This is a genomic window from Arsenophonus nasoniae DSM 15247, assembly GCF_000429565.1.
GTDB classification, from domain to species: Bacteria; Pseudomonadota; Gammaproteobacteria; order Enterobacterales; family Enterobacteriaceae; genus Arsenophonus; species Arsenophonus nasoniae.
Window position 1 is genome coordinate 1 of sequence record NZ_AUCC01000003.1, and the last position, 19,624, is coordinate 19,624.

Here is a 19,624-nt window from a genome sequence, read left to right on the forward strand (position 1 = left end):
GGTTTGGGTAGAAACAAAGCCTATGCAATTAACGAGGCTATTAGTGCAAATCAGTTATTGCTCAATGCAGAGAAAGTTAAGCCACTGACAGAAAGGATAGATGGACAAGGAAGTGTCTATTTCCATGAGTTTTTAGAGAGATATGAAGAAATATTGAAAACAAGGGGATTAAGAGAAAAAACATTAAAAGATTATAAAAGTAAAGTATTAGCGATAAGAAAAGGAATTCTTGACGCACCAATAGAAAATATTTCTACTAAAGTGATCACCGATTTTATTCATACATACATAATTGACGGGAAAACTTCCTCAGCAAGCATTTTCAGAATAACATTAAAAGATATATTCAATGAAGCATATTGCTTAGGAATTATAAATAATAATCCTGTTTTACCTACAAAGTCACCAAAAGTTAAAGTACAAAGAACAAGGTTATCTTTAGATGATTTTAATTTAATTCTAGAATCAATAGATGATGAAGCACATTGGTTAACAATAGCAATGAAGCTAGCTTTAGTTACAGGTCAGAGAGTGTCTGATATATCAAAAATGAAGTACGAAGATCTTCATGATGACAAGTTATGGATTATTCAACAAAAAACAGGAAGTAAAATAGCTATTCCTTTAACCGTTGAAATAATAGGTATTAAGCTATCAGCCATAATAAAAATTAACGAAAACGATTCAGAATATATTATTAATGATGCTGGCAAGAAAGTTTCAATAGAAAAAATATCAAAAGGATTTGCAAAATTAAGGGACAAAACAAATTTAACATGGGAAGGTACACCTCCATCATTTCATGAAATAAGAAGTTTATCTGCAAGATTGTATACAGAGAAAAATGGCAGTGATTTTGCTCAAAAATTACTAGGCCATAAATCAGCGAAAATGACAGCAAAATATCAGGATGATAGAAATAATGGATGGATTGAAGTATAATTCATAGTGAATGAACAGTGAATTATAGTGACAAAATAAATATAATTTATTGATATATAATAAAAAAATATTTTAGCATCTTTGGAGATAGAAGATGGCGCACAATGAACAGCGAATGCTTTACCAATGGTTAAGCACCGGTTTAGCAAACGATAATTGTCGCATTCAGCTTGCGTATGTTGAAGGAGATGGCCAGTGGTGGTCGTGGCTATCCGAGGATTCGGTCGGTATTTGGTGTGATAATCCTAATTGGCAGCAGGCGCTACAAACTTATAGTGGTAGCGCTGATCCAAGCCTGGTTACTGAAGATTTATTTCCTTGTATTAGCGCCGCCTGGTTTGCATTACTTGGTGAAACAGTTAATGCAAGATTGAGCCAACAGCCGATTGATTACCGTTTGCCTAAGGGCATTTATCCTGTGATTACAGTAGACGAATGTCAATTTGTTGTCGTTAATATTGGGTTGGAAAAATGGCAGGCGGCTTTCGCCAATTGGTCACCATTTGACGCTCCATCTGTGCAAGTGACGGTTAAATTGTTAGCCGGCTTTATTGCTGATTGCGAAAATATTCGTCACAAGTATGGTTATTGGTTAGCGGGGGATGTGGATATTCGGCAAAACGAAGCATTATTATGGTGGCATGAACCATTAGCTATCGTTACATTAACCGATGTTAATCAACTATGGATAAAAGAGATTCGATCAGCGGTGACGTTTAACCAAATACCCTATTTAGCTCAGGTGGCCACCATTGATTTGCCACTAGCACAACTTTATACCCTGATCGCCGCTGAAAATTTGACCGGTAAGGTGACGTTAGAAACACGGGTTCGATTATTGCATGATGAACAACCCGTTGCTTGGGGAGAGTTATTAATCGCTCGAACTGGAACGGCATTTCACTGCCTGGAACTGGAAAAATAGTTTTGCTGTTTTTTCTTGCCTCTTTTTCTAATGCAATAATATTGAAAATATTTAGCCTAGATAAAAGAGATAGAAAAAACAGTGCGTGTCAACAAGCTATATGTGCTCATGCTTATGATGACATGCAAGGGTAATGCATTTAATTTTATCAGACAAATACAGCAGAATTAACGATACGACTACCGCGCCAATAAGGTATAAATAACCCGTGGCTTTATCATGCCAGTCGAATAAAAACATGCAGTAGAATGAGATTGATGATATTAACAGGAAAGCGATTATCATCAATAAGTATGACACAATCAGCGATAGGCATTTTTTCATATAACCTCCTATTAGATTAGATGACAATATTATTTACATCTATCTTTCATTGATATGATCCTAACTATAGATGATTATTAACGGATCGTATAAAAAATTTAAATTTTTCATAATATTTAATCTTTTTTGTTACCGTTAGCAATGCTCTTTTTAGGCTATTATCAAGTTTTTTATGATTTAGCGCCAAGCGGATGGTTGAATTTTTTTCAAAACATCATGGCAGTGTTCGGTCGCGTAATCAATCATCTGGTTATATAAGGCGGCCGTACAAGTAAAGGCATTGTTGCAGCCAAGTAATCGATCTTTCCAATCATTAAAGGTATTTTCTGTAATCAGAGTGGGATCAAGTTTGTGGGCTTTTTCCATTAAAGCGTAAGCATAATATCTGAGCATGAGTGGCGAATCCAATTCGGTACCAAAAATAGCACTGGATGAATAGCGGGTAAAAACGGCGGATAAAGAGAGTAGGTGTTCAGCTTTATTGCGCTCGCTACTGGTTGTCAAATCATATAGTTTTATGATTTGGTTATAATTGTCATTTTTTAAGCTATAGCTGTGTTCAAGATCAAGCACATGAGCAAATATCTCCTTTAATCTCTGTTGTGAAGTCTCATCAATTAACTTTGTGGCAAAAGTATTGGATTTTTGTGCCTGAAAAAATAGCGCATTAAGTTGTTGGTCTAAATTTAATGTCTCAAGCAGCTTATTGAAGGTTGCTTGGTGTTGACTATAAGTAAAATGACTAGAAAATAGAGGGAAATCTTGGTTGAAGCATTCATCTAGACTGAATTGCTGAGAACTTAAATTTTCGCCATGCTGAAAAACAAAAATGTTATTCCACTTGGTTTCCAGATCAGGATCTAGCATTTTTGACAGATTATGTTCAGCAACCACTAATGTTCTACCTGCCTTGGTCGGAGAAAGTAATAGATAGTTTTGTGCGTTACTATCTGACCAATCTACCTTACCGGCAAAATCGCCAAATATTCCCTCAATTTGTTCATATTCTAGTTGTTGCTTTATTTCTGGTAGTTGTAAATATTTTTCATAAAGCTTGTTAGCCATGGTGGTAGTGACATTATCAATACCTGTTTGAGTTTTTGCGGCCAAGATCGTTTGAATAAAACTACTATTAAATTTTGCTGACGCCATCAGATCTGGGTGATGGCTAAAATGATTGAGAAAAATATTGATGAGAGCCGGGTGTGTTTTCAGCGTATTAATTAATTGGGTTGAGGGATTTGCCAGGTAGTTATCCATCAGTTTATTGACAAAATTGCTAATTTCTTTATTGGTTGTAAAAGATGGTTTTCCAAGAATGTCTAATAGCGGTAAAGTTACATGGTTGAGATTAATGTCAGGCTGGTCAAGAGAATGAATTAGCTGTAAAGCCAACTTATTTTTTAATTCCTGATACCTGTCATCAATGCTATTAAGACTGATTAGCAGACTGCTTTGGTTATTAAAATGATTAAGTACCCGATCTAGTTGATCCTCATCCCATTCATTAGGAAGGCGAAGAGTGAAACTATCATTTAAAGAAGCACCCGCAAAATTAGTGTTATAGATTGTTAGCTCTTTTAGGATAGTGTTACTCAGATCGGCATTGCTAACATCAGTGTCCTTTAGGTTAGCTCCGGTTAGATCGGCTTGATCGAAAATAGCCTCACGCAGGGTAAGATCATTCAAATAGGCTTTTATTAACTTGGCTTTGGTGAAATTTGTACCTTGCAGGTTAGCATGCGCCAAAGTTGCATCACTTAAGTCAACCATGCTCAGATTGGCGTTAGTCAAATTTGCACCTGATATCGATGCTTGCGTTAAATTAGCACCCGTCAAATTACTATTTGTCAAGTTACTGTTGTTTAAATAAGCGCCTTCCAACCTGGCGTTATTCATGGCAGAATCGACTAAATTGGTGTCGCATAAATTAGCCTTGGCTAAGTTAGCGCCTATCAATAGTGCTTCATTTAAGTTAGCCATCAATAGATTTGCATTAAATAATTGAGTCTGGTTCATGATTGCTTTTGCTAGATTCGCCTCCACCATGATGATATCTGTCAGGTTAGCATTACTTAGATTGGTACCTTGTAAATTAGCCTGAGCAAGGTTATGGTAGCCACCAAAAACTTGAGTAAGATTCAGATAACTTAAATCTTCACCGGATAAATTAAGGTTGATGTCAGGCCGCCTTTTGGCCAGTTGTCTGCTTAATGCTTGCAGCTTTTGCTGTTGTGATTGATAGAAACTAGAAGTATTAGATTCAGATAACCAGTTTTTAGCGGCTTCATTAGCCCTTTTGCCACCCATGCCTTGGGTTTTTAATTGATAAAGCCGCTCACGTATTGACACTGGCGCTAATTCCAGCTCACCGGCCGAATTGCGCAGATATTTGCGGCCATAAAGGGTATTCGTTTGCAGATTGATTTGTACCCAAATGTCTTTACCTCGCTGTTTACCGATCTGCACTACCTGAACTTCTTTTCCCAAATCCGGACGATAAGCTGTCTCCACTTTGTACGGGCTAGCCAACTCAACCGGCCAGTCTTGCGCTTTTTTTTTCAGTGCTTTAATTAATGGGGTTAATCCGTGAACTTTCTGTTGAAGCTGCTGTGCGGCATTTTTTAAGGCATTAATCCCTTTTATTCCTCCTGAGGTTAATAATTCAAAACCTGGATCTACACCATGTAAAAAAGTCACGCCTAAGTCCAGGTAAGTTTTAGCAGGTAAACGATTTGTGATGTGTGGAATACCAAATTTGACAAACTGTTTACCACTTTCACGTAATGCTTGCCGAAAAGTCACCTGTTTTAGTCCCGTTCTTACCCCATTAATAACAGCTTCTCCCAGTGCGACACTGAACCGATTACTTACTTGCACACCTTTGCCAAAAAACGGAAAAAAACTGAGTAGATCAAATGCACCCGCTTGTAGCGCCTTCTCTTTATTACCCTTTTGCGCCTCTGTGATCATCGAATAAAACGGAATAAGGCTTAAGAAAAAAGCATCCACTTTTTGCCGGGTAGTTTCTTTATAACCTTCCTGATGCAGTTTTTCGCATAATTTTTCCGCACGTCGCTTAACAAGCTTGTCGATCAGCATGTTTGGTTCTTCAGAAGCGGTTTTTAGGGTCAAAATGGAAGAGGTTTTTAATTTATAGTCATCATCATAGCGAACTTGATTATCATGATAAAACAGATCCAGAATAGCATCTTTATTGTCGTCAACCCGATGTAATTTATAACTACCTATGCCATGGTCTGTGGTCAATGCATACACCCGTTCTTTGCCGTTAAAGGTACACTTCAGCATATCAATCGATTCCGGCACGCGAGTCACAAATCCACCTGAATCCTTTATTCCTTGTCTTGCCGCTGGTAGTAACGGGACACCTCGCAAACTATCAATGGCATTAAATTCAACCGCCACCAATTGAATGTCAGCTTGTTGCATAAAAATTTGTTCTTCTTCGCTAAGAGAATTAAAGGTCTGGGGGAGCAGGAGCTTTTCTATCTGTGCGGTAAGCTCAGCAATTTGTTGGTTTTGATATTCAAACACCTTATCAATATTGGGTAATAATGGCTTCTCACCTTGCCTGTTTTTGTATTCAACCTCTCGATTTTTATACAAATAGTCATTTAACCAACCTTCATCAATATCATGTTCTTTTAATTGTTGGCGGGCAAGCTCTGGCCGCGATTGCCAATTCGGTAACAAAGTAAGCAGTTTGATAAAAGGGTTATTTTGGTCAGATTGCTTTAAATAATCAAAATAACTGTCATAAATGGATGCCTTGGCTAACGGTATCGCTAGCGCGCTATTTTCGCGATTTAACTGGTCATGGATTAGAGCGGGTAATTTGAAGTATTGATTATACTTAGCCGGGAGAAGTTGTTCCTGTAAAAGTGCGGCCAGCAGCATACCGTTATTGCTAATGTCTTCCAGGCTCATGGTATTAATTTCAGCGCCGCTTTCATTGAGTAATGTTAAACCGGCATGCAGATAGCCCCATTCTGGATGATTTATCATCATTTTGGACAGTAATTTTTGTTGCTGCTCGTCGTCAGTTTGCAGCATAAAGGTTGGTATAATGCGATTGATAACCTGTTGTTGATAATAAATACGGGCTTGTGATGACAATTTATTAGGTGTGTGATGATTATTTAGTTGATTGAATAACCGACGTTGCAGATTAGCATGATGGAAAAGGGAATGTTCCCGTAATTGGATATCACTGATCTGTTTTAGCAGCCAGGCTTCCGTTGACATACCGAATAGGGCGTATTGTAACCAATTGGCAATGATGGCTTGTTGCCGAGCAGAAGAGATTTTTTCTCCTTGCTTAGCACCATATTCACCTAACGGCTGTAACAATAACCTGACAAGAGCAGTTATCTTCTCTTTATCATCTTGATAGCGGGTCAGATAATCAATGACAGGGTTTACCAGTGAAAGGGTTTGTGTTGCGTTATCATGTTGGTCGAGTGGATAGCCCTCTTTAATTAATAAGGAACGTAAGCGTTGATTCTGTTCATCATAGACGAGTTTATTAAAATCATGAGTGTTGAGCGATAATATAGGTTTAGGCTGATAAAACGATTGATTAATAACCGCTACCATACCATCGTTATCTCTGGCGGCGCTATTTGACAATGGAGTTTGCGCTGTTTCTGGGCTCTGTTGTATCGGATTGGTTAGCGTTGTTTCGCTGCTCGTCACCTGTTTTTCACTGGCGCTCTTTTTGTTCTCTGTTTTTTGGTGCCAAGTAGGATCGAATATAGACAAAAGCCTGGGAGATAGTGAAGGCGTTGAATCGATAGGTGGCATTATCACGATCCTTTATGTAATTAAAACATGAAAATATAGGAAATAACGATTAAATACTTTCATAAAAAAACTTTTGCTATTTATTTATAGGATCTAATAAATAACAGACGGGTTGATGAAGAGAGCAAGGTGAATGTTGGCTAAGGATGGCTATTATTTTTATAATGCCTATTTTAAATACGTCAATCGGCTCAGATAGTGTAAGTGTATGATTGGTTAAATATGATCTGGTTATTTCTTTATATTGTCATTGATTGTTGAATGCAGAATTGATCAGTTGAGTTTATCTCAACTGATCAACGAATTTATAATTTTTGAAATTTAGTTAGCATTAACGCCATGCTAGTAACTAAAATTAAAATATAAACCATCCATAGATATAAATTCATTTCAATAAAGAAACTACCTATCCCACCGATGATAGAAGGAATGACTAAGGAAGCTGAACCCATTAACGCTGAGGTTGCTCCCAGGTTATTTTTTTGGCTACTCATTGTTAGATAGGTATATAGAGATTCGAATAATCCACCAGTAAACATAATGATGGCAAAGAATGCAAAGAAAGTGATGGTATTATTTTGGTAGATAAATATAGGAATAAATAAAATTATTAATATTTGCAGTGATCTTAGCCAAATGGATAAAATTTTTGTGGCACTAAATTTCCGTAGCAATTTGCTGGATAAAAATGCGCCTGCCAATAAAAAAAGCCCGATAATAGCCGAGTAGATACCGAATATTGAGGCGCTAGCACCAAATTTGATCATAAAAATAAATGGCGCCGCGGTTACATAACAATAAATTAATGAAAAAGATAAACCAAGTGATAAACAGGGGAAATAGAATTTAGGTTGGCAGGCAATATGTTGATATATATTGCTGGTTTTGCGCCAAGAAAAAGTTGTCCGTTTTTTTACGGTTAACGTTTCAGGAAAAGAAAAAAAGACATAGACAATGGTAATCAAGACGTAGATAAAAATTAAACCGAATATACTGCGCCATCCCCATAAATCATTGATAAAACCGCCAATTAATGGTGACGCAATCGGGACAAAGCCTTCAATCGTAATGATGATGCTATAGAGTAAAGCGGCAATAGTTCCTCGCGAAACGTCACGTACCGCGCTGACTGAGGTGACTAGGGTGATTGAAATGCTTAATCCTTGAATAACACGAATAACAAGGAAAGCTGGTAAACTTTCAGTTTGTGTTAACATGAATGTTGCTGCTGCATAGATAGTTGCACCTGTTAGCATAATTTTGCGGCGACCGATGGCATCGGAAAGCGGACCAAAGATTAATTGCCCTAAGCCGATTGCCAAGGTATAAACCATAATTGAAAGCTGGGTTGATGAGAGACTTTTATTAAATTCTTTTGCGATATCAGGAATCGAGGGCAAATAAGTATCAACCCCTAAAATACCCATCATAGTGAGTAATGCTAAGCCAAAAGTAAAGAAAGACAGCGTTTGTCTGTTAATTTTTTTCATAAATATTTCCCTTAATAGAAAATTTTATTTCAAGCATGCAGGAAAATTTCAGGATCGATATTCAAACGGAGTTGCTGCTAACTAGCAAACTTTTCTATTTTTTGTTGAGCTTTAATTTAGTTTTATCCGGTTTGTTGGTTTTTAAATCGTATTTGATTAAAATCATACAAATCTAGTAAATTAAAATGCATCTACGTTACAGCATGAGCGTTTTAAATTAGTGGCATATTGATGAATAGAAAGCGATAGCTTAAAAAAGCAATCACAATGCGGGAATAAGCTAGCGAATAACTGGACTTTATTTTTTAGGGTAATTTTAATCGGCAGACTTTAATAATCGTAAAGGCTCGGTAACTGACCGAGCCTGTGGTTTGTTATATATTAAGAATAACTTTGGCAATTTCGAAATAAATAATCAGACCCGTACCATCAACTAGCGTTGTGATAAATGGCGCTGAAACTACCGCCGGATCAATGCCATACCTTTTAAGTAGTAGAGGAATGACCGAGGAGACAATGGCTGACCATAGAGTAATACAGATCAGTGACAGACTGACAACGATACAAATATCCCAACCAATATTCATAAAGCTGGCACGTAATATCCCCGCTGCCCCTAAAGTGATGGCGATTAACACTGCAGTTGACATCTCTTTACGCAAGATCAGCCATAAATGACTGATGGAAAGTTCTCCAATCGCCATTGAGCGCACAATCGTTGACGTAATCTGAGTACCACTGTTACCGCCTGTTCCCACTAAAAGTGGAATAAAGAAGGCTAAAGCAATGACCGCCTCTAATTGCTCTTCAAATGATTTAATGACCGTGCTGGTATAGGCTTCCGCAATAAACAGTAAAAGTAACCATACACTGCGTTTTTTCCACAGGGCAAAAGGACTCGTTTGAAGATAAGGTTTATCTAACGGTAAACTACCACCTTGTAGTTGAGCATCTTCGGTTGCATCATCTTCCAATATACGATCAATTTCTCGTTCGCTAAGGGCACCAACTAATACCCCTTTATCTAATACTGGCACCAGATCAAAACCACAGTCATGCAATGATTTTGCTAATTCAGTGCGTTTAACATCTGGGGCAACAAAGAAAAAATTGGGTTTCATCAGTTGGTTGATGCTATCACTATCAGTAGAGTGCTTTAATAGCGATTTTACTGATAAAATACCGATTAATATTTCATTCGTCGTAATGAAAATTTGATTAGTGATACTATTTTCTTCAAGTTTTTCCAGAAAAACTTTTTTTGCTTCAGCAACAGAAATATGTTCTGGTAAAGTCATATAATTCTGTGTCATATATGAAGCGGCAGTTGGGTTTGCCTGGTCAACATGATAGCGAGGTTTAAATGTATTTTGTTGGATAGGTAAAGCCATATAAAAGTCCCCTATAGGTGTTAAAATCTCTCACCGGGGCGAACTAACGTGGGAAGTAGATCCCAACGTTTAGGTTTTAGCTTCTAACAACGTATTCCAAGCGGAAAGTTACTTTTGTAAGACCTTGATTCGATCATACCTGTTTTACCAATACAAGCCTGTCTCCATGCAAGTACGGCAGTAACTTTTGTTTGTTAGGTAGCCTCGCCATAACGAGATCGTTTATTGTATTTCACGTCAACAGTGTTGAACGCCAGCGATTATAAATTTACTTATTTTGATTACAATTTTTTCTTGAAGTTGTTTAGTTAAGATTTAAGAAAGTCAAATTTTAACAGTCAAAAATAAGAAAATATTGTCTTTATTTTATTATAAAGTAAAAGAAATGCTTGTTTGAAATATGAATAGATAAAAATTAGATGGTTTTAATCGAAATATTTTAAAAGTTCTTAACTTTTTGTTTTTACTATTTTAAATAACGCCATTTATATTACATAAATGCTTCTGGTGCGATAATTGAAAATGCGCCTTTAACAATTAAAATAAATACAGCTGCCCAAATAGCAGCTGATAATAAGCAGACGCTATAGACCTTAGTTCGGTTCATTAATAACATGCCGGCAACTAATGGGATCATGTATCTTAATACCGCAATAAAACGAGAGGTAAATAACACAGTTATCCCTTGGTTTTGTAATTTGTTATGGGCATTATCAATAGTTGATTGATAACGACTAAAAAAACGACTAAATAATTTTCTACGGGTTATTTGATTACCCAAATAGTAGGAAATTATTGAACCAATGGTTGCACCTAAAGTAATCGCCAACCAAACTAAACTAATATTTAGTTTTGGCAAACTGGCAGTAATACCCGTTAATAACATAACGGATGCAGGTGGTAGAAAAGAAGATAAAACAACCGTAGATTTGCTAATTGCGATGCTAAATAATATGGTAAATAACCATATTGGATGTAAATTAATCTCTGACCAAAATGCATTTAGATATGTCATAAATTCTTCTGTTTTCATTGTGTTATTTTCTCTTTAGTGAGTTATTTCTGACAAAATAAAAAATATTATAATAATATAATCTATCTATATTAGCGTAAATTAAAGTTATTCAATTGTTGTTATAACAGGATTAACTTTACTAAATTTAAATTCAGTAGTTTATGAGTAAATAAAAATTTTGCCCAAGATAGGCATATGTTAGTTAATGGCTGGGGAAATGGTCAATTGCTTTAGTTAACGATATATTAAATAAATAATATCTTTATTTAGCTAGCAAGCAGAACAGTTATTTAAGCAAGCGTGAATTTTAATTGGCATCAAATCTTAGTGTATCAGTTCGATTTTACCATACTCTCTGCTTAGGTTTGTAAATCGATTACTGATTATTTTTGTCATTAACAATACATTTTTGTTAATGACAAAATAATTAGTTAAGTATTTTTTTATTCAATGAAGTTTCTACTTCGGCTCTTTTTAAATAGGCATATAATATTGCACTAATTAAAGTTCCACACATAATCGCTAGCAGATAAGCAATAATCGGTTGTACCGCTCCAGGAATCAACATAACAAATAGTCCACCATGAGGTGCCATTAGTGTGACATGAAAATACATCGATAATGCACCAGTAATGGCTCCGCCAAGCATACAGATGGGTAATACCCGCATCGGATCACGGGCAGCAAAGGGAATGGCGCCTTCAGAAATAAAACATAGACCTAATATGAACGCTGCTTTACCGCCTTCACGTTCATTAGTTGAAAACTTGTTACGAGCAAACAATGTCGCAAGTCCCATGGCTAAAGGGGGTACCATGCCCGCTGCCATAATGGCTGCCATAGGACCATAAGTTTGGGCACTTAATAAAGCAACACCAAACGCATAAGAGGCTTTGTTAACGGGTCCTCCCATATCTGTACACATCATTGCACCTAAAATAATACCTAAGATAACGGCATTAGTTGTGCCAATATTGGTTAGCCATTCTGTAAGGGAGGTCATTATCCAGGAAACAGGATTACCGATAATATAGATCATAACTAAGCCAGTAATTAATGTGGCGCATAATGGCACTATTAAGATAGGTTTTAGGGACTCCATACTTTTAGGTAATGGAAAGTATTGATTGAGCAATTTGGCGACATAGCCAGCCATAAAACCAGCAATAATACCACCAAGAAAACCGGCATTGGTGCTAACCGCTAGCATGCCACCAACTAATCCAGGTGTTAAGCCGGTTCTGTCAGCAATTGAGTAAGCTATATAACCAGATAAAATGGGTACCATGAGCGCTAAAGCAGAGTGTTTACCAATTTGCATTAATGCTGCAGCTAATGTGCCTGGTTGCTCGGCTGCATCTAAACCAAACATAAAAGAGAGGGCGATACAAAGGCCGCCGGCTACTACCATCGGTAACATGTAAGAAACACCAGTAAGTAGATGACGATAGAGGCCCTGAGTTGTTGTTTTCTTAGTTAAGTTGTCTGAGCTATTTTTTATTTTGTTAGGTTGATAATATTCAGCTTTAGCTAATGCATTATCCATCTCTTGCGCGGTTCTTTTTAAGGCGGCGCTTGTTGAGGTGTGGTAAATCCGTTTACCGGCAAATTTCGCTAAATCAACTTCTATATCAGTGGCAGCAATAATAAAATCGGCATCATTGATCTCTTCTAAGGTAATTTCATTGCCTGTTCCCACCGAACCACGCGTTTCTACTTTGATTTGCCAGCTTCGTTTTTTAGCTTCAATTTCTAAAGCTTCTGCTGCCATAAAAGTATGTGCCACACCAGTAGGACAAGCGGTCACGGCTAAAACACGCTGTTTTTTGGCGATCTTCGGCTTAATAAAATTAGCGTTGTCCACAATAATCGCTTTATTTTCGGCCATAGAGAGAGTTTTTTCTGGCGCAGGTATTATCTGTGTTTCATCGGTAAAGAAAACTTTTTTACCGGTCAATTGGTGTTCATCTGCTATATTTTCACCAATAACAATAATCAATTCAGCTGCCGCAATATTATCCGTTAATTTTAAAGATTGATGCTGTATCTGTTGACATAATATTTGCTTAGCAAGATAGGTTCTTGGTGGCATTTGGGGTGAATGAATAATAGCAATTGTTTTCATCAAGAGATTCCTTATATTTGATATGGGATCAGAGCAACTTGGTTCATCATTTTTGTCAGTTGTTGCCGATCCATGCTCCTAACATTACCTTGGCTGACTGTTATGGCACTGATTGCTGTTGCTAAGCGCAATGTATGTTCACTGGTTTGCCGCATCAATAAGCCATAGATTAAACCTCCGACCATGGCATCTCCGGCACCAACAGTACTTACAACCTGACATTTTGGTGGAGTTGCTAACCAAACACCGGATGCGTTGACCCACATGGCACCTTCTTCGCCTAAGGAAATGACAACGTGAGCAATGCCTTGAGAACGTAATTGCTGAGCCGCTTTGGCGATTTCTTGATAGGTAGGTAAAGGGTGGCCAATCCAGCTTTCTAATTCATGTCGATTTGGTTTCACCAACCAAGGGTTGGCTTTTAAACCGGCAATCAATGCATCTCGGCTACTATCAAATATGACGCACATACATTGATTACGTAGCCGTTTCATCCAGTTAGTAAAATCATCTAAATCGATACCCTTGGGTAAACTACCACTAACACATACCATATCAAATTGACTTAACCAGCTAAGGGAATCTCTGGCAAAATGTTGCCAATCCTGTTTATTTACTTCAAAGCCGGAAAAATTAAAATCACTAACCACCCTATTTTTTTCAGTCAATTTGACGTTAATTCGAGTTCTACCTTCGATGGCATGAAAACGATTTGTGATCCCGCGCTCTTTGAAGTCGTGAAGAAAACCGTTTAGATTTTCTTTACCTAAAAAACCACCGACAGTGACATTAACATTTAGATTTTTTAATGTATTAGCAACATTAATGCCTTTACCTGCCGGATACAATCCATGGGTTTTAACTAAGTTGACAGCACCTTTTTCAATACTGTCTAACATGCCGACTAAATCATATGCCGGATTTAATGTAATGGTTGCAACTTTACCTTTCATGCAATTTTTTCATCCATATTAGCGTTAATCACTTGCTCAATGGCATGTAAGGTTGCTTGTGCGTCAGGGCCACTGATCTTAAATTGGATACGATCATTTTGACGAGCAACTAATCCAATGACACTCATTATATTATGGCCATTGGCAGGAATTCCGTTGCCATCCAAATTAGTAATAGTGACTTTGCTGTTAAATTTTTTTATTGTATTAACTAATTGTGAACTTGGGCGTGCATGTAAACCATGTTTATTATTTAAAGTAAATTCTGCTGATAACGTCCCTTTTTCTTCGTTTGTGCTAGTCGTTAGTAAAGTAACCATCTGTACCGGATCGGGTGCTTGAAGCAATTTTGCTGTTTTTTTATCGATCAATAAATTAGCTAAGTGATTTAAGGTATTATTAGCCCGATTATCTTTGCATGATAGTGTGATAAGTAGGCAAAGTTGATGATCTTGATAAGATAAAGGCTGTTTAGGACGCGCAATTGCCATGGCTGTTTTTAGGTTACCTTTCTTACTATCACTAAGCCAGATCCCTTGACCTAAATAGAGCGGTGGATTTGTAATCACATCGACGATGAAATCATTATTAATGGCATTTGCATCCTGTAAGTGATTAATATTTAGTGCCTGGAGTGTCATAATATGGTTGGTATCAACATCTAACGTAATCATAGAAGCTTTGAAAATAAAGTCATCAAGCGACTCTTTAGCTAGCAATATATTATATATTGAATCTATTGATTTGGTGGTTGCCATTTCCTTGGCAATATTCTCATCGCTTAGAATATGTGTCAGTTGTCGTAATAAGCTTAAATGTTCCTCGGATTTAGCGGCAATGCCGATGACAATATAAGCTTTTTGGCCATCATCCCAATCTACACCTTGGGGAAACTGAAATACTTGAACGCCTGTCTGTAATACATTATGGCGCGTTTCTACCGTGCCATGAGGAATGGCAATGCCATTGCCTAAATAAGTTGAAGCTTGATTTTCCCTTTTTTGCATACCGGTAAGGTAATCTGGCGTAACGTACCCAGCATTGATTAATGCTTGAGCAACTTGTGCGATGGCCTGCTGTTTATGGTCGGCAAATTGTGCTAAATGAATATCTTTTTTAGACACATCAAACATGTTTTCTCCTATTCACATAAATGAGTGAAAGATTGCAGTTTTTATACAATAAAAAACAAAGCTATTTTTAGGTTTTATTTTACACAAGATGAATCGTTTCAATCTGCATATAACTTTAGATAAAAACAGATATATTTATCTAATGGTAATTTGTATTTTTATGAGATTGTTCACGAATAAAATGCTTTTTAATTTATTTAATGAAAAAATATAAGCCTAGGTTGGCAAAATAAAAAAATGAAAGTAAGTTAATTGATATAAAAATGTGATCTTAATAGTAGATTAAAATAAAAAAATTAAATTTTAACGATTAATGTCTCAATCTTGATGGATATTATTATTTTTTGTTAATTAACGTTAATTATTTGTTGGTGTTTATTTTGGTTTACAGAAAGAGCAATATTTTTGTTTGTCATATCAAGTTATTTAGTCATTTAATTAATTTTTGTAAAAGATAAAATAGCAAAATAATTTATATAAAATTTAATTATTTATTAAGTATATGTAAAACTCAATGTGTTATTTTGATTAAAAAGATAAATTTTTTAATTAAATGTTAATGCTGAATATTTTTAACATTTAAATAAAGGATATTGAGGAATATTTATTTTTAGTTAAATAAACAATTAACAACAGCAAAGTCTATCTATGATCAATAAAATCCTCTCTGTTGATTATTTAGCCCAGCTTGTGTGGGCTTTTTGTTTTTAAGCAATCGCACTAGCGGAATAATAAGTTTTGCTGTTTGCATACAAACCGTCAGTGACAATCAATAAGCTAGCAAAATTTTATTTAATAATTGCCAATATATTGAGTTTTATAACCATATGATTTACCTAGTTTAAATGGAATACTTTATTCATTTTGTTTTTTAATTTGTTTGTTTTTGCTTCAAGCTTGTCTACTGCTACATTTATTTCTTGCAGAAATTCTCTTTTTATATGATGTTTAGAGAACTTTACATCCTGTAGGTTCGACTCAGTAAAATCTGTTCTTGTTAAATTTGCTTTACTGAACTTGGCTTTTTGACAGTTAGCCTTGGTTAAATCTGCATCAGTTAGATCGGCATTTTTTAAGATAGCGTTTATTAAAGTTGCATTAATGAATTTGGCTTTTTGACAGTTAGCGTTGGTTAAATCCGCATCGGTAATATCTGCCTTTTGTAAGTTGGAGTTTATTAAAATTGCATCTATGAGATTTGTTTTTTGTAATGAGATCGCTTTTGCTAAATCGGTTTTAGTGATATTTGTTTGTTGTAATAAGCTTACTGCTGAATTTATATCGGTAGGATTTGTTTTTTGTAATAAAGTAGTGGCTGCTGATTTTGCTCTTATCAGATTGGCATTAGTAAGCGTTATGTTTTTTAAATCAAGGTTATCTCTTTTGTGTAATAAGATAGCTGCGGCTAAATATACTTCAATCGCATCTGTTTTTTGGGATAAGTTTGCTGTGATGTTCTCTTTAGTGATCTTGAGTTCGTCAATATTTATTTTTTGTAATGAAATAGCCGCTGCTAGCCTTGCTTCAGATAATTTTTCTTTAGGAATAACTATTCCTTGTAAATACATACCCGCTGTCAAATCTGCTTCTGTTAAATTAGCATCAGTGATATTTGTCTCTTGTAAGATAGCACCAGTTAAACATGTATTTGCTAATTGAGCATTTTTTAAGCTAGCTTGATATAAATTAGCAAAACTTAAATTGGCATTGTCAAGTACTGCTTCTGATAGGTTTGCTTTTTCCAGGACTGCGCCTACTAGCTCGGCATTATTAAGCTTTGCTTCAATTAGAATGGTTTTACTTAGATCTGCATTTTTTAAATTTGCATATTTCAGATTTGCCTGGTGAAGGTTTGCATTTGTCAATTTTACGCCTTGCATATTTGTTGAAAATAATTTTGCTCCGCTTAAATCGGCATCCGTCAAATCTGATAATATGAAATAGGAACTGGAAAAATCAGCGTTATTTAATTTTGTATTTTGCAGTTTTGCATCAGATAAATCAGAGGTAATTATTTTTGTGTGACTTAAATCAGCTTTAGTAAATATTGATTTTTGAAAAAAAGACCCTTTTATGTTTGCTTTGCTTAATAAAGCGTTACTGAAATTGACACTGTCACAGTCAGATTTGAAAATATTTGCTTGACGTAAATCGGCTTTAATAAGTGTTGCTCCTTGCATCTGAATAGAGGATAGATTCGCCTTATTTAACAATGCAGAATCTAAACGGGCAAACTTTAATGTCGTCACTTTAATTTCTTCGTTGGGCATTTTTAATTTAGCTAATTTAGCTTCAGTTAAATTTGCTTTAATAAGTGTTGCGTGATCAAAATTAGCACCCGCTATGGTGGCTCTTACTAACAATGCTGAATCTAATTTTGCATAATTAAATGTTGTGTTTTGAATTGTTGCATCGATTAGATTAGCGTTAGTAAGCGTTGCATGATCAAAATTAGCGCCAAATAGGGTGACTCTTTCTAACAATGCTGAATTTAATGTTGCATGATTGAATGTATTCGTTTTAATTTCGCCGTCAGATAGTTGTAAGTTAATAATTTTTGTGTCAGTCAGCTTTGCGCAATTAAGTGTTGCGTGATCAAAATTAGCGCCAGCTATCGAGGCTCTTTCTAACGATACTGAATCTAATTTTGCATAATTGAATGTTGTTTTTTCAATTTTTGCGCCGTTTAAATTTGCTTCTATTAATTTTGCATGATCAAATGTTGTATTGATAATATCTGTGTTTTGCAAATTAGCTGCGGATAAGTCTGTTCCATTGAAATTTACATTCGACAAATAAGCACCCGCTAAATTAATTCCGTCTAAAATTCTGGCGGATAGATCGGTATTTAATAAATAAATCCTTCCTTTCTTGATGTATATATTTGGATCAATCCGGTTATTTAATAACATTACGGTAGCGGTCGTTTTAAATGCATGCTTATCGATTTCTGAAGTAAAATGTTCTCCTGTTGGTCCTTCAACGCAAACAGATAGCTTATCTGAATGATATTCTGAGGGTTTAGTGGTTACCATACAACCGTTAAAATTGAATTTGATTTCTTCAGGAATATGATAGCAATTTGAATTAGCAATTTTTTTTTCCAGCGCGTTGGTCATTGTTTGCATTAAATTATCATATTGCTTAGATAATTTTCTTTCTACGCCGCCTAAAGTAAAAAAGTTTATGATATGTTCAAGTAATCCTTTTGGAGATGTCGCTAATACTTTTCCTTCTATGCTATTGCTATTTATTGCGTAATTAGCAAACATTGAACAACGATTGGTATCCATATTTATATATGCCATATTTTCTATTTCCCTAATAGTGTCGAATTTAAAATAAACGCGATTGGCGTATTTTGATTAACAGTGTTAACACAATAAATATATTTAATATTACTGAATATGTTATTAGTATTGATATATAACCAGATATATTGAATTTATACTATATAATTTTTCTAATGTTTTCTTTAAATTCAACATGATGATTTTAAAAAATAATTTATATTAATTTAGTTAAATAAATTAAGTTATGTTCTTTATTAAGATGGTTATTTGTTATCAAAGTAAGAAGCGGAAATTTTATATTATTCATGTTTGTTTTCTTGATATTATCTAATATTAATTATAATAATCTATTATCCATAGTTAAATTTCATAAGTAGGTTTTTGTAGATTTCCTAATATTATAATATGTTAGTTTATATTTTATTCATAACTTGCTGTTAACTTTTGAATATAAATTTATCAATAAATTATTATTGTTCAGTTATTATCCTTCGATTTAAACTGAAATAATTAATTAACAAATTACTCACGGAAAACCATTAAATTGGTTGATTTTGTTTATAAAACAAGCATATGATTTATAAAGACTAGACCGGCGCAAAAACAGCTCGTATAATGCATCCCACTTAGGCCCCTTGGCTCAGTGGTTAGAGCAGGCGACTCATAATCGCTTGGTCGCTGGTTCAAATCCAGCAGGGGCCACCAAATTTTACCTGTTAAATCAATACATTAAGCCATTTTTTAGCAAGTGGCTTTTTTGTTTCTAGATGCCATTGCCCCCTTTTTGTCCCCTGAGTTTTTTACTGACCGCTAATTATTTAGTGACATGTCACAGTTAATTATATTTTTTTAAAAATATGTCACTCTAATTTTTCCAAATATTTTTGTAATTCATTTCAGTTTTTTATTTTATCTCAATCAGCTTGACTACTGGTTTTGTAAAATTATACAGCTAATTCTGCGATCCAATCAAACCCACGTAAAATAGAAATTTTCTTTATATTTCAGTGCATTGATTTTCTAATGCGATCCAACTCGTAATCTAAAAACTGTAATTTACTGAAAATCTTTTCACACATTTCAGTTTGAAGTTTTATCAAAGACTCTAGGCGTGGTGGGTTCAGGCGATAGGTTTTGTCCCACTTAAAAACTGAAATAATTTTTAGATCCAAATTGTGCAGGCGGGTGCGGTGTAGCGGATTTTAC

At 35.3% G+C, this 19,624-nt stretch carries 10 protein-coding genes, 1 tRNA gene and 1 riboswitch; of the genes, 3 read left to right on the plus strand and 8 right to left on the minus strand.

Annotated elements, in window-relative coordinates; genetic code table 11:
• Both G468_RS0101020 and G468_RS0101025 read left to right on the plus strand, forming a co-directional pair.
• Positions 1–942, plus strand: a 942-nt coding sequence (locus G468_RS0101020) for a tyrosine-type recombinase/integrase (RefSeq protein ID WP_026821505.1), incomplete at its 5' end; no start/stop codon positions are given.
• 94 nt (positions 943–1,036) lie between these two features.
• The gene (locus G468_RS0101025; protein WP_026821506.1) at positions 1,037–1,867 is read left to right on the plus strand and encodes a hypothetical protein; all 831 of its coding nucleotides are present in this window, start codon (positions 1,037–1,039) and stop codon (positions 1,865–1,867) included.
• Positions 1,868–2,368: 501 nt separating this feature from the next.
• Here G468_RS0101025 and G468_RS0101030 read toward each other — a convergent pair.
• The 8 genes from G468_RS0101030 to G468_RS0101065 all read right to left on the minus strand — a co-directional run bounded on the left by G468_RS0101030 (position 2,369) and on the right by G468_RS0101065 (position 18,418).
• Positions 2,369–7,018: a pentapeptide repeat-containing protein gene (locus G468_RS0101030; RefSeq protein WP_026821507.1), complete on the minus strand. Its 4,650-nt coding sequence runs from the start codon at positions 7,016–7,018 to the stop codon at positions 2,369–2,371.
• Positions 7,019–7,323: 305 nt separating this feature from the next.
• Positions 7,324–8,508 carry an MFS transporter gene (locus G468_RS0101035; protein WP_026821508.1) on the minus strand — a complete coding sequence of 395 codons (1,185 nt, stop codon included), beginning with the start codon at positions 8,506–8,508 and terminating at the stop codon, positions 7,324–7,326.
• Between the two features lie 374 nt (positions 8,509–8,882).
• Positions 8,883–9,821, minus strand: coding sequence for a magnesium transporter (locus G468_RS0101040; RefSeq protein ID WP_338023349.1), 939 nt, complete (start codon positions 9,819–9,821; stop codon positions 8,883–8,885).
• 132 nt (positions 9,822–9,953) lie between these two features.
• Positions 9,954–10,123: riboswitch (M-box (ykoK) riboswitch) on the minus strand.
• A gap of 266 nt (positions 10,124–10,389) precedes the next feature.
• Complete coding sequence (locus tag G468_RS0101045) at positions 10,390–10,914, minus strand: DedA family protein (protein WP_026821510.1); 525 nt, start codon at positions 10,912–10,914, stop codon at positions 10,390–10,392.
• A 427-nt stretch (positions 10,915–11,341) separates the two neighbouring features.
• Positions 11,342–13,039, minus strand: a complete 1,698-nt coding sequence (gene fruA, locus G468_RS0101050; protein ID WP_026821511.1) for a PTS fructose transporter subunit IIBC — start codon at positions 13,037–13,039, stop codon at positions 11,342–11,344.
• A gap of 11 nt (positions 13,040–13,050) precedes the next feature.
• On the minus strand, positions 13,051–13,992 hold the full coding sequence (gene fruK, locus G468_RS0101055) for a 1-phosphofructokinase (protein ID WP_026821512.1): 942 nt from the start codon (positions 13,990–13,992) through the stop codon (positions 13,051–13,053).
• Positions 13,989–15,125: a fused PTS fructose transporter subunit IIA/HPr protein gene (fruB, locus tag G468_RS0101060; RefSeq protein WP_026821513.1), complete on the minus strand. Its 1,137-nt coding sequence runs from the start codon at positions 15,123–15,125 to the stop codon at positions 13,989–13,991. The genes fruK and fruB overlap by 4 nt, the downstream gene beginning before the upstream one ends.
• Before the next feature lie 836 nt (positions 15,126–15,961).
• A complete protein-coding gene (locus G468_RS0101065) occupies positions 15,962–18,418 on the minus strand; it encodes a pentapeptide repeat-containing protein (RefSeq protein WP_162143400.1) in 2,457 nt (818 codons plus the stop codon).
• Positions 18,419–19,047: 629 nt separating this feature from the next.
• Here G468_RS0101065 and G468_RS0101070 point away from each other — a divergent pair.
• A tRNA-Ile gene (locus G468_RS0101070) sits at positions 19,048–19,123 on the plus strand.
• The last annotated feature ends 501 nt before the right edge of the window (positions 19,124–19,624 follow it).